Below are 12,635 nucleotides of genomic sequence, written 5' to 3' on the forward strand. Positions count from 1 at the left end.
GCGGCTCAGCCACGGCGCGCGGCTCAGCCCGCGATGGCGACGAGCCCCAGCTCGGCGGGCGAGGCGAGCAGCGGATGCTCGGGCACGACGCGCACCGCGTACCCGAAGGTGCCGGCGCGCTCGACGGGCAGCGTCGCCGCGAATCGGTCGGCCGACGCCGACGCCCCCTCGTGCGGGAGGTGGAAGCGGCTCGTGTCGTGCAGCTCGCCGCCCTCGCCCATCGTGCCGGCCACGACCTCGACGCACACGTCCGACGGCTCGAGATCGCCGAGCTCGACGAATGCGCGCACGTCGATCGAGTCGCCCACGACGGGCGTGCGGTCGACGCCCTCGATCTCGACGTGCAGCACGCGCACGCCGTCGAACCCGGCGCGCACGCGTGCGACCCAGGCGGCGAGCTCGCGCGCCGGCGCGTGGCCGCCCTCGCAGACGGCACGCGCGGCGAGCGCCGCGGGCGCGTAGAGCTCGCGCACGTACTGCTGCAGCATGCGCTCGGCGCTCAGCTCGGGGCTGAGGGTCTCGAGCGTGTGCCGGATGGAGCCGATCCAGTCGCGCGGCAGGCCGTGCTCGTCGCGGTCGTAGAACCGTGGCGCGACCTGATGCTCGACGAGGTCGTACAGCGCGGTGGCCTCGAGCGCGTCGCGCGTCGCAGCATCCACGCGCTCGTTCGCCGACGGGATGGCCCAGCCGTTCTGCTCGTCGTGGTACTCGTCCCACCAGCCGTCGAGGATCGAGAGGTTGAGCGAGCCGTTCAGCGCGGCCTTCATGCCGCTCGTGCCGCACGCCTCGAGCGGCCGCAGCGGGTTGTTCAGCCACACGTCGCAGCCCGGGTAGAGCGACTTCGCCATCGAGATGTCGTAGTCCTCGAGGAAGACGATGCGCTCGCGCACGGCAGGATCCTGCGCGAAGCGCACGAGCTCCTGGATGAGCTCCTTGCCCTGCTCGTCGGCAGGATGCGACTTGCCGGCGATGACGAGCTGCACGGGGCGCTCGGGATGCGTGAGCAGCGCGCGCAGCCTGTCGCGGTCGTGGAGCATGAGCGTGAGGCGCTTGTAGGTGGGCACGCGCCTGGCGAAGCCGATCGTGAGCACGTCGGGGTCGAGGAGCCGGTCGATCCATGCCGGCACGGAGCCCTGGTTGCGCTCGTGCTGCCTGCGGGTGCGCTGGCGCGCCTCGCCGACGAGGTGCTCGCGCATCTCGCGGCGCACGGCCCACAGCATGTCGTCGGTGAGCGCCTCGGAGCCCCAGTCGGCCTTCGTGGTGTCGGTCGCGCCGAGCACCTCGCCGGCGAGCCGCTTGAGGTGCGGCGACGTCCACGTCGCGGCGTGCACGCCGTTCGTCACCGATCCGATCGGCACGTCCTCGGCGTCGAAGCCCGGCCAGAGGGGTCCGAACATCTCCCTCGACACGCTGCCGTGCAGCTGCGAGACGCCATTGGCGCGCTGCGCGAGCGAGAAGCCGAGCCGAGCCATGTTGAACACGCCCGGGTCGGCCTCGGCACCGAGCCGCAGCACGTCGTCGGCGTCGACGCCCGCCACGAGCTCGCCGCTCGCGAAGTGCGCGCGCACGAGGGATGCGTCGAATCGGTCGATGCCCGCGGGCACGGGCGTGTGCGTCGTGAAGACCGTCCCCGCCCGCACGACGCGCAGCGCCTCGTCGAACGCGAGGCCGCTCGCGACGAGGCCGCCGATGCGCTCGAGCCCGAGGAAGCCCGCGTGGCCCTCGTTCGAGTGGAAGACCTCGGGCATCTCGCCGCCCGTGCGCTCGGCGTAGGCCGCGAGCGCGCGGACGCCGCCGATGCCGAGCAGCAGCTCCTGCACGAGGCGGTGCTCGCCGCCGCCGCCGTAGAGCCGGTCGGCGACGCCGCGCAGCTCCGGGGTGTTCTCGCGGACGTTCGTGTCGAGCAGCAGCAGCGGCACCCGGCCGACCCGTGCCTCCCAGATGCGCGCGTGCAGCGTGCGCTCGCCAGGCAGCGCGAGCGTCACGAGCACGGGCGCGCCCGCGTCGTCGCGCAGCACCGTGAGCGGCAGGCCGTCGGGGTCGAGCACCGGGTACGACTCCTGCTGCCAGCCCTCGCTCGAGATCGCCTGACGGAAGTAGCCCGCCTGGTAGAAGAGCCCGACGCCGACGATCGGGATGCCGAGGTCGCTCGCCGCCTTGAGGTGGTCGCCCGCAAGGATGCCGAGGCCGCCGGAGTACTGCGGCAGCGCGCTCGTGATGCCGAACTCGGGCGAGAAGTAGCCGATGGATCTCGGCGCCCCCTCGAGCGACTGGTACCAGCGGGCCCGCGACAGGTAGTCCTCGAGATCCTGCGCGAGCGCGTGCACGCGACCGACGAACGCCTCGTCGGCGGCGAGCTCGGCGATGCGCTCCTGGCCGACTCGCCCGAGGAGCTGCACCGGATCGTGTCCGGCGCCGCGCCACGCGTCGAGCGAGAGCTCGCGGAAGAGCTCTCGCGTGGGCTCGTGCCACGACCATCGCAGGTTCGTCGCGAGCGTCTCCAGCGGGCGCAGCGACTCGGGCAGCGACGATCGGACGGTGAACGTGCGGATGGCCTTCACGAGGGCAGCGTAGCGACCCGCGCGGCTCGGATAGCACAGGCGAGCGCGGACTCGCGATCCCCCGAGCCGCTGCCCGACCCGAGGGGTCGCTTCGGTAGCGTGGGCGTCGTGGCGAAGGAGAAGCGCCGAGGCGCGTTCACCAGGAAGCAGCAGGAGCACGCGGCCGTGCCGCCGGAGGCGGTGACGCCCGAGCCGGCTGCCGCGCAGCCCCCTGCCGAGCGGTCGCCTGCGCCCGAGCGGATGCCGGGGGTGCAGGCCCCCTCCCCCGAGCCGCCGGCGCTCGTCGAGCCACCCACGACCGCGCCGACCCTCGGCCTGCGGCGGCCGGCGCCGCGGCCCGCATCCACGGCGACGTCGAGCGCGCCCGCGCCCTCCCCGGTGCCGCAGGATGCCGCCCCGCCGAGCGAGCAGGCGGATGCGGTGCGGCCCGAGCCGCAGGCGACGCCCGACGCCCAGCAGGCATCACGCGCGCAGGCCGCGCGCGACGCGCAGCAGGCATCCGAGGCGCAGCGGGCACCGCAGGCGCCCGAGGCCCAGGAGGGCCTCGAGGCGCAGGCAGCGGCCGACGAGCCCGCGGCGCCGGCCGGCGCCGCGGCATCCGTGACGAACCCCGCGCCCGAGACGCCGACGGCGGACGGCTCGCCCGACCCGCGCACGCAGACCCGGTTCGGCCGCATCCCCGTGCGCGACCTCTTCCCCGTCGTGCCCGGCGGCATGCACGCCGCGAAGGCCGTGGTCGGCGAGGTCGTGCCGTTCTTCGCGACCGTCTTCCGCGAGGGCCACGACCAGATCGGCGCGACCCTCGTGCTGACGGCCTCCTCGGGCGCCGTGCATCGCGAGCGCATGACCCTCGTCGCTCCCGGCACCGACCGCTACTCGGCGCTCGCCGCCATCGACGAGCAGGGCATGTGGTCGTGGCACGTCGAGGGCTGGAGCGACGACTGGGGCACGTGGCTGCACGACGCCGAGATCAAGATCGGCGCGGGCATCGACGTCGAGCTCATGCTCGAGATCGGCGCGCGCCTGCTCGAGCGCTCCATCGCCGAGGCCGACGGCCCCGCGAGCCTCGCCGACGCCGCCGCCGTGCTGCGCGACGAGCGCCGCCCCGCCGACGAGCGCTGGGCGGCGGCCACGACCCCGCAGGTGCGCGCCCAGGTCGAGGCGCATCCGCCGCGCGCGCTCGTCTCGACCTCCGACGACGTCGACCTGCGCGTCGAGCGCACCCGTGCGCTCGTCGGCTCCTGGTACGAGTTCTTCCCCCGGTCCGAGGGCGCGGTGCGCACCGAGGACGGCTGGGTCTCCGGCACCTTCCAGACGGCGCAGCGGCGGCTGCCCGCCGTCGCGGCCATGGGCTTCGACGTGCTCTACCTGCCGCCCATCCACCCGATCGGCGAGGTGAACCGCAAGGGCCCGAACAACTCCCTCACCCCCGGCCCCGGCGACCCGGGCAGCCCGTGGGCCATCGGCTCGCGCCACGGCGGCCACGACGCCGTCCACCCCGACCTCGGCACGATCGACGACCTGCGCGACTTCGTCGAGGCCGCTCGCGGGCACGGCATCGAGGTCGCGCTCGACTTCGCGCTGCAGTGCGCGCCCGACCACCCGTGGGTCACCGAGCACCCGGAGTGGTTCACGCAGCTGCCGGACGGCACCATCGCGTTCGCCGAGAACCCGCCGAAGAAGTACCAGGACATCTACCCGATCAACTTCGACGTCGACCCCGCCGGCATCGCGCACGAGACCGTGCGCCTGCTCGAGCAGTGGATCGACTGCGGGGTGCAGATCTTCCGCGTCGACAACCCGCACACGAAGCCCGTGTGGTTCTGGGAGTGGGTCATCGGGCGCATCACCGACCGCCACCCCGACGTCGTCTTCCACGCCGAGGCGTTCACGCGCCCCGCGATGATGCAGACGCTCGCGCAGGTCGGGTTCCAGCAGTCCGTCACGTACTACGCATGGCGCAACACGAAGGAGGAGCTCGGCGAGTACCTCGCCGAGGTCTCCGGCGAGCAGGCCGCCTGGTTCCGGCCGAACTTCTGGACGAACACGCCCGACATCCTCACGGAGTACCTGCAGTTCGGCGGCGTGCCCGCCTACAAGATCCGTGCGGCCATCGCGGCGATGGCGGTGCCGTCGTGGGCGGTGTACGCCGGCTACGAGCTCATCGAGGACGTCGCGCGCCCCGGCTCCGAGGAGAACGTCGACAACGAGAAGTACGAGTACAAGGACCGCGACTGGGAGCGCGCCGAGCGCCTCGGCATCTCGATCGCGCCCTACCTGACGCGCCTCAACCGCATCCGCGCCGAGCACCCCGCGCTGCACCAGCTGCGCAACCTCTCGGTGCACTGGAGCGACGACGATGCCGTGCTCGTGTTCTCGAAGCACCTCGATGGCCGCTTCACCCCCACCGGCGAGCCCGACACCATCCTCGTCGTCGCCAACGTCGACCCGCACTCGGTGCGGCAGACGACCGTCCATCTCGACCTCGCGGCCCTCGGCCTCGAGCCCGGCTCCTCGTTCGAGGTCCACGACCTCGTGACCGACCAGGTCTGGCAGTGGGGCGGCGACGCGTTCGTACGGCTCGACGCCTTCGTCGAGCCCGTCCACATCCTGCACGTGAGGCACCCATGACGACCACGATCGACGACGCGACCCTCGAGCGCCTCGCCACCGGATCCCACCCCGCCCCGCACGACCTGCTCGGCGCGCACCCGGCGGGCGACGACCACGTCGTGCGCGTCGTGCGCCGACTCGCGGCCAGCGTCCACGCGGTGCCGGAGGGTGGCGACGCCGTGGCGCTCGACCACGTGGGCCACGGCGTCTGGGAGGGCACCGTCCCCGGCCCCGTCGCGACCTACCGCGTGCGCACGGCCTACGACGACGGCGTGGAGCACGAGGCGGACGACCCGTACCGGTTCCTGCCCACCGTCGGCGAGCTCGACGCCCACCTGTGGCGCGAGGGACGCCATGAGCAGGCGTGGGAGGTGCTCGGCAGCCACGTCCGCGAGCACCAGGGCGTCGCGGGCACGGCCTTCGCCGTGTGGGCGCCCAATGCGCGCGCCGCACGCGTCATCGGCGACTTCAACGGATGGGACGGCACGGGCTCCGCGATGCGATCGATGGGCTCGAGCGGCATCTGGGAGCTCTTCGTGCCCGACGTCGGATCCGGCGACGCCTACAAGTACGAGCTGCTGACGCACGACGGCTGGGTGCGCCGCGCCGACCCGTTCGCGCAGTACACCGAGGTGCCGCCCGCGACGGCGTCGAAGACGGGCGTGAGCACGTTCGTCTGGAGCGACGACGAGTGGATGCGCGCCCGCGCGCAGACCGACCCGCACACGGGGCCCATGTCGGTGTACGAGCTGCACTTCGGCTCGTGGCGGCCCGGTCTCTCCTACCGCGAGATGGCCGATCCGCTCATCGCGTACCTCGACGAGACGGGCTTCACGCACGTCGAGTTCCTGCCGCTCGCCGAGCACCCCTTCGGCGGCTCCTGGGGCTACCAGGTCACGGGCTACTACGCGCCGACGAGCAGGTTCGGGCACCCCGACGACCTGAAGTACCTCGTCGACCGCCTCCACCGCGCCGGCTACGGCGTCATCGTCGACTGGGTGCCCGCGCACTTCCCGAAGGACGAGTGGGCGCTCGCGCGCTTCGACGGCACGCCGCTGTTCGAGCACGGCGACCCGCGCCGTGGCGAGCAGCTCGACTGGGGCACGAACGTCTTCGACTTCGGTCGCAGCGAGGTGCGGGGCTTCCTCGTGGCGAACGCCGTGTACTGGCTCGAGGAGTTCCACGTCGACGGCCTGCGCGTCGACGCCGTCGCGTCGATGCTCTACCTCGACTACTCGCGCGCCGAGGGCCAGTGGCTGCCGAACGAGCACGGCGGACGCGAGAACCTCGAGGCGATCTCGCTGCTGCAGGAGGTCAACGCCACCGCGTACCGGCGGTGCCCCGGCATCGTCATGATCGCCGAGGAGTCGACGTCGTGGCCGGGCGTGACGAAGCCCACCGACCAGGGCGGGCTCGGCTTCGGCCTCAAGTGGAACATGGGCTGGATGCACGACACGCTCCGGTACATGCAGGTCGACCCGATGTACCGGTCGCACCACCACCACGACATCACGTTCTCGTTCCTCTACGCCTTCTCCGAGGCGTTCACGCTGCCGATCAGCCACGACGAGGTCGTGCACGGCAAGGGCTCGCTGCTCGGCAAGATGCCGGGCGACCACTGGCAGCAGCTCGCGTCGGTCCGTGCGTACCTCACGTTCATGTGGGCGCATCCCGGCAAGCAGCTGCTCTTCATGGGGCAGGAGTTCGGGCAGCCGAGCGAGTGGAGCGAGGCGCGCGGCCTCGACTGGTGGATCCTCGACCAGCCCGCGCACCAGGGCCTCCTCAGGCTCGTGGGGCGGCTCAACCGCGTGTACCGCGAGCACGAGGCGCTGTGGGGGCGCGACTCCGAGCCCGCGGGCTTCGAGTGGATCGACGGCGGCAACTCGTCCGACAACGTGGTCGCGTTCCTGCGGCACGGGCACGACGGCCGTCCGATCGCCGCGATCCACAACTTCTCCGGCCGTCCGGTGCACGACTACCGCATCGGCCTGCCCGAGGCGGGCGCGTGGACGGAGCTCGTGAACTCGGACGCATCGGAGTACGGCGGCTCGGGCATCGGCAACCTCGGCGCGGTGCACGCGACCGACGAGCCGTTCGGCGGCCGACCCGCATCGGCGACGCTCACGATCCCGCCGCTCGCCGGCCTCCTGCTCACGCCGGAGCGATCGCTGCCTGGCGCCACGGAGGCGTGAGACGCCGACGGCCCCCGACCATCCGGTCGGGGGCCGTCGCTCGTCGCGCCGCCTAGTAGAGCAGCGTCGTGAGCCTGCGCCGGGCCTGCGCGACGCGCGGGTCGTCGGCGCCGACGATCTCGAAGAGGTCGACGAGGCGGAGCCGCACGTCGCGGCGCTCGTCGCCCGTGGTCGCGGCGACGAGGTCGAGCAGCCGCGCGAAGGCGTCCTCGACGTGCCCGCCGGAGAGGTCGAGGTCGGCGGCGAGCATCTGCGCGGCCGCGTCGGACGGCGCGTCGGCGGCAGCCGAGCGGATGGCGTCGGCCGTCGTGCCCTGGAGCCGCTGCAGCAGACGCACGTTCGCGAGACCCGCGACGGCATCGGCATCGCGGGGGTTCGCGACGATGGCGCGCTCGTAGGCGTCGATCGACGCGGCGAGGTCGCCGCGATCGAGCGCGTCGTGCGCCTCCTGGTGCAGCGGAGGCAGGGGCGGCTCCTCCGGCGCTGCCGGCGCGTCGGCGCCGTCGCCCATCGGCAGGCGTCCCGTGATGCCCTCCTGCGCGGCGAACGCCAGGACCTGCTCGAGCACGTCCTGCACCTGCGCCTCGGGGATGGCACCCGTGAAGAGGGCGGCCGGGCGCCCACCGATGACGGCGGCGACCGTCGGGATCGACTGCGCCTGGAACGCCTGCACGAGCTGCGGGTTCTGGTCGGCGTCGACCTTGGCGAGCACGATGCGCCCCTCGTAGGCCGTCACGAGGCGCTCGAGGATGGGCGTGAGCTGCTTGCACGGCCCGCACCACTCGGCCCAGATGTCGATGACGACCGGCACGCTCTTCGACAGCTCGACGATCTGCGCGAAGTCGGCGTCGCCGACGTCGACGATCACGCCGACGCCACCCGCCGGTGCGGCACCCTCGGCGCCGGGCTGCGGAGCGGCGGCGGCGGCGGGGGCCGCGGGGCGCGCGTGACGCGCTGCGAGGCCGGACAGGTCGACGACTCCGGCCATCGACGGGGGCAGACGATCGGTCATCCCTGGACCTCCTGGACGCTCAGCAGGTTCTGCGCGTAGCCGAGCAGCACCAGCTGCTGCGGCTCCTCGCCGTCCTGCGACTTCGGCGGCACGTAGAACAGCGCCTGGATCTGGTACGTCACGGTGAGGCCCGTCGCCGACTGCTCGACGGGAGACAGCACCGAGACGGCGCCGGCGGGCGGGCTCACGGTGACGCCCTCCTCCCGCGGAGTGTAGGTCGTCGCCTCCGAGAACGACGTCGCGACGTAGGCGCCGCCGTCGGCGTCGGCGACGAGGGTGACGGGCGCCTGCGCGTCCTCGGCGCTCGCGAACGTGATGTTCGCGTTCGTGCCGGTCTCGGCCGTGATGAGGCCCTGCTTGTAGTCGTAGCCGATCGACGCCTGCAGATTGTCGTTGTCGGACGGGAAGATGGGCGCCGATGCCGAGCCCGGGCCGTTGATCAGCACGTCGCCGTATGCGGCGGCGAGCGACTCGGGCGCGAGCTGCAGCAGCGGCGTGTCGCTCGGCAGCGCCGGCGCACCGACGTCGGCCGAGGCCCCCGTGAGCGTGTTGCCGGACTGCAGGCGGTACTGGTAGACGAGGCGGTAGTCCTCGCGCGGGTCCTCCTGCACGAAGACGAGCGCCGACTCGGCCTGCGTCTCGTCCTCCCAGCCGACGACCGCGAGCACCGAGCGCGGCCACGTCTCGGTCTGCTGCGGCAGCAGCAGCCGCACGTCGCCGTCCGGGATGCCGGTGGGGGCGGCGAGGCTGCCATCCTGCGAGCGCACCTGATAGGCGACCTCGCGCGCCTCGAGCAGCGGTCCCGCGAGCCGCTCGGCCGCGATCGTCGCGTCGAGCGCCTCGTCGGCGGCGCCGACGACCTCGCGCGTGTCGGCGAGGATGCGATCGAACTGCCGCACGGTGACGGCCGCCGGCGGCAGCGTGTCCTCGAGGCTCGTCGGCTCGGGCGTGCCCGTGGGCGAGGCGGAGGGCTGCGCGAGATCCGGCCAGTACTGCGTGCCGCAGCCCGTCAGCAGCGCGACGCCCATCGCCACCGGCACCACGAGCCGCAGCCTGCCGAGGCGGGGCCGCCGCGTCGGCGTGGCACGGCGCTCGGTGCGCCGGGCGTCGCCGTCCGCCTCACGTGCTCCCTCGGCCTCGGGCGCCCGGCTCGCGTCGGGCGCCCGGCTCGCGTCGGACGCCTGGTCCGCGTCGGGTGCCTGGTCGACGTCGGGTGCCTGATCGACGTCGGATGCCTGATCGACGTCGGATGCCTGGTCGACGTCGGATGCCTGGTCGACGTCGGATGCCTGCCGGGCCTCGGATGCCACGGGCTCCTCCTGACCATCGGATGCCGGGTCCGATGCCTGCGATCCGGGCTCGACCGCCTCCTGCGGGGGCGCGACGGGCAGGCCACGTCGCGCGCCGCGCTGGATCTCGCGGCGCTCGCGGCGCGATGGCACCGGCGAGAGGCGGCGCTGCGGGCCACGGTGCCTGCGGTGCCTGCGCACCGCGAGCAGCAGGAGCACGAGAGCGAGGGCCGCGAGCACGAAGCCCGCGGTCATGAGCGGCCCGAAGAGCGGCATCGAGCGCTCGTTGGGCCACTCGACGCGCACGTCGCTCGGCGCGGGCGCCGTGCCGTCGGAGACGATCGCGATCGAGTAGTCGAGCGGCGCGGCCAGCTCGAGCGACAGCTCGCCGTCGCCCGACACCTCCTGCACCCAGAGGTCGCTCCCTGCGATGGCGGGCACCGCGGCCTCGCCGCCGGTCTCGGCGTCGAGCGTCAGCGCCTCGTCCTCGACGGTCACGGTCGAGTGGTCGCCGCCGCCGATCCACCCGAGCACGTCGCTCGTGCGACCCACGACGGCCGTGAGCTCGCCGTCGCCGGCCACCGTGATGGTCTGCCTGCCGTCGTGGGTGGCGAGCACGTCGCCGCCGATGACGAGCACCGGCGTCTCCACGGGCTCTTGGAGCTGCCACGCGATCGTCTCCGGCGGTGCCCAGATCGTGCGCTGGCCGATGGCGAGCGCGAAGCAGACCAGGGCGAGCAGAAGGCTCACGCCCGAGAGCAGGTATCGCATGCAGGTTCCCTCCGCGCGGCGACGAGTGCGTCGAGCCGCGGCGTCCGACCATCCAGGGTACCCGAGGCCGCGCCGGACGTTCCAGTCGGCGCCGTCGAGGCGTGCGGCATGCGCGCCCTATGCTGGCCGGATGAGGCTCACGGGTGCGTTCCAGGTCGGTCTGCTCGGTGGGCTCGGCGTGCTGCTCGCCATCGCGATCGCGGCCGCCGTCGGGCAGATCTCGTCGGTGCTCGTCTACGCGTTCGCCGCCATCTTCCTCGCGCTCGGCATCGACCCGATCGTGCAGTTCCTCACGCGGCACCGCTTCCCCAGGTGGCTCGCCGTGCTCACGGTCATCGTCGTCATCCTCGGCGCGTTCACCGGCATCGTGCTGATCGTCGTGCCCGTCATCGTCGCCCAGTTCTCGAGCCTCGTGCAGGGCGTGGTCCAGACGTTCCAGGCGGGGCTGCTCGACGACATCCTCGACTGGGCGCAGGAGACCTTCCCCGCCATCGACTGGCAGGCGATGATCGACGACACGCTCGAGGCGCTGCAGGATCCCGACACGTACGCGTCGCTGCCGCCGCAGCTGGGCAGCATCGTCACGAACGTCATCGGTGCCGTCGGCGCCACGGCCGCGGCGATCTTCGGCGGCTTCATCGTCTTCGTCCTCATGCTCTACTTCATGGGCTCGCTGCCGTCGCTGAAGTCGGCGATGTACCGGCTCGTGCCTGCGTCGAAGCGCCCGACCTTCATCCGCATCGCGGAGGAGATCATGCAGTCGATCGGCCGCTTCGTGACGGGCCAGTTCTCGCTGGGGCTCATCAACGGCGTGCTGTCGTTCATCATGCTGTCGATCGTGGGCTCCGAGCTCGCAGCCGTGTACGCCTTTCTCGCCTTCATCGCCTCGACGATCCCGCTCGTGGGCACCGTGACGGCGTCGGTCGTCATCACGCTGCTCGTGCTGCTCCTCGACGGACCGAGCACGGCGCTGCCCGTCGGCATCTACTACCTCGTGTACATGCAGGTCGAGGCCTACTTCGTGAGCCCGCTCATCATGAACCGGGCCGTGAAGGTGCCCGGCGTCGTCGTCGTGCTCGCCGCGCTCACGGGCGGCACGCTCCTCGGCATCCTCGGCGCGCTCGTCGCGATCCCGGTGGCGGCTGCGATCCAGCTGATCCTCAAGGAGGTCGTCATCCCGAGGCAGGACGCCCTCTAGACGCCCCGCCCGTCCGCTCGCGGACGGGCTCTCTCAGGCGACGCGCCAGCAGGCGCTGTGCCAGTGCCTGCGATCCTCGACGGCGCGCTCGCCGAAGAGGCTGTCGGCCCTCCACACGACGACGTGCGCGGTGCCGGGCTCGACGAGCAGCTCGCAGCCGGGGCAGCGGTACGGCTTCTGCGCGTTCGACGCGCTCATCGGCTGCACATGCCACGCGAAGCCCATGCGCGACTCGGTGCGCAGCCCCCCGAGCAGGAGGCGGTCGACGTCGAGCGGGACGTGCTCGGTCGGCCGGCGCCGTGGCCTGCGCCCGGCCACGACCTCAGTACCAGCCGACGGACTCGGAATGCCCCCACGCGCCGCACGGCGTGCCGTAGCGACCGGAGATGTAGCCGAGTCCCCAGGAGATCTGCGTGGCGGCGTTCGTCTGCCAGTCGGCACCCGCCGTCGCCATCTTCGAGCCGGGCAGCGCCTGCGGGATGCCGTAGGCGCCGCTCGAGACGTTGTGGGCGTAGACGTTCCAGTTCGACTCGCGCTGCCAGAGGCTGAACAGGCAGGAGTACTGGTCGTCGCCCCAGCCGTAGGAGGCGAGCATGCCGCGCGCGACCGCCTGCGCCGAGCCCGGGTCGGGCGCCGCCACCGTCGGCAGCGCGATCGACGGCGCCGACGACGAGCCCGCCGCCGCGGCCGCGGCCTCGGTCTCGGTGGGCGTCGGCGTCGGCGTGGGCGTGGGCGTCGGCGTCGGGCTCTCGACGACGAGGTCGTCGCGCGTCACGGCGTCGCCGGATCCGGTCACCTCGTCGATGCCCTGGCCGAGCAGGTTCTCGCTCGCGAGACCGTCGTCCTCCGCGTAGGTCGCGACGCTCGGCGAGACGAGCGAGACGGCGACGAATGCGCTCGCAGCGACGAGCGCGGCGATCGACACGACGCCGCGCGTACGGGTACGGCGCGCGGGGGCATCGGCACGAGAGAACATGGGGATCGAGGCTATCACGGAAC

Annotated in this window: 8 protein-coding genes; 3 read left to right on the forward strand and 5 right to left on the reverse strand. The window is 72.8% G+C overall.

Annotated features, from left to right (window positions below; all coding sequences use genetic code 11):
• Positions 1-23 precede the first annotated feature (23 nt).
• Entirely contained in the window at positions 24-2,561 is a 2,538-nt protein-coding gene (glgP, locus tag ACFQPP_RS07540; protein WP_376915951.1) for an alpha-glucan family phosphorylase, read from the reverse strand.
• 702 nt (positions 2,562-3,263) lie between these two features.
• Between glgP and ACFQPP_RS07545 the strand changes: the two genes are divergently transcribed.
• Both ACFQPP_RS07545 and glgB read left to right on the forward strand, forming a co-directional pair.
• Entirely contained in the window at positions 3,264-5,192 is a 1,929-nt protein-coding gene (locus tag ACFQPP_RS07545; RefSeq protein ID WP_376916776.1) for an alpha-1,4-glucan--maltose-1-phosphate maltosyltransferase, read from the forward strand.
• Positions 5,189-7,366, forward strand: coding sequence for a 1,4-alpha-glucan branching protein GlgB (gene glgB / locus ACFQPP_RS07550; RefSeq protein WP_376915952.1), 2,178 nt, complete (start codon positions 5,189-5,191; stop codon positions 7,364-7,366). Before ACFQPP_RS07545 ends, glgB begins: the two co-directional genes overlap by 4 nt.
• A 52-nt stretch (positions 7,367-7,418) precedes the next feature.
• Here the strand turns inward: glgB and ACFQPP_RS07555 are convergent, their stop codons facing one another.
• Positions 7,419-8,378, reverse strand: coding sequence for a tetratricopeptide repeat protein (locus ACFQPP_RS07555; protein WP_376915953.1), 960 nt, complete (start codon positions 8,376-8,378; stop codon positions 7,419-7,421).
• Positions 8,375-10,438, reverse strand: coding sequence for a hypothetical protein (locus ACFQPP_RS07560; protein ID WP_376915954.1), 2,064 nt, complete (start codon positions 10,436-10,438; stop codon positions 8,375-8,377). The genes ACFQPP_RS07555 and ACFQPP_RS07560 overlap by 4 nt, the downstream gene beginning before the upstream one ends.
• Positions 10,439-10,568: 130 nt before the next feature.
• On the opposite strand from ACFQPP_RS07560, the gene ACFQPP_RS07565 reads away from it, so the two are divergent.
• Positions 10,569-11,636 carry an AI-2E family transporter gene (locus ACFQPP_RS07565; protein WP_376915955.1) on the forward strand — a complete coding sequence of 356 codons (1,068 nt, stop codon included), beginning with the start codon at positions 10,569-10,571 and terminating at the stop codon, positions 11,634-11,636.
• 33 nt (positions 11,637-11,669) lie between these two features.
• Here ACFQPP_RS07565 and ACFQPP_RS07570 read toward each other — a convergent pair whose 3' ends face one another.
• Together ACFQPP_RS07570 and ACFQPP_RS07575 are read right to left on the reverse strand one after the other, a co-directional pair.
• Positions 11,670-11,834: a hypothetical protein gene (locus ACFQPP_RS07570; protein WP_376915956.1), complete on the reverse strand. Its 165-nt coding sequence runs from the start codon at positions 11,832-11,834 to the stop codon at positions 11,670-11,672.
• Between the two features lie 124 nt (positions 11,835-11,958).
• Positions 11,959-12,612 carry a lytic transglycosylase domain-containing protein gene (locus ACFQPP_RS07575; protein ID WP_376915957.1) on the reverse strand — a complete coding sequence of 218 codons (654 nt, stop codon included), beginning with the start codon at positions 12,610-12,612 and terminating at the stop codon, positions 11,959-11,961.
• Positions 12,613-12,635: the final 23 nt, after the last annotated feature.

This window comes from Agrococcus sp. GCM10030265 (assembly GCF_042666675.1).
Taxonomy (GTDB): domain Bacteria; phylum Actinomycetota; class Actinomycetes; order Actinomycetales; family Microbacteriaceae; genus Agrococcus.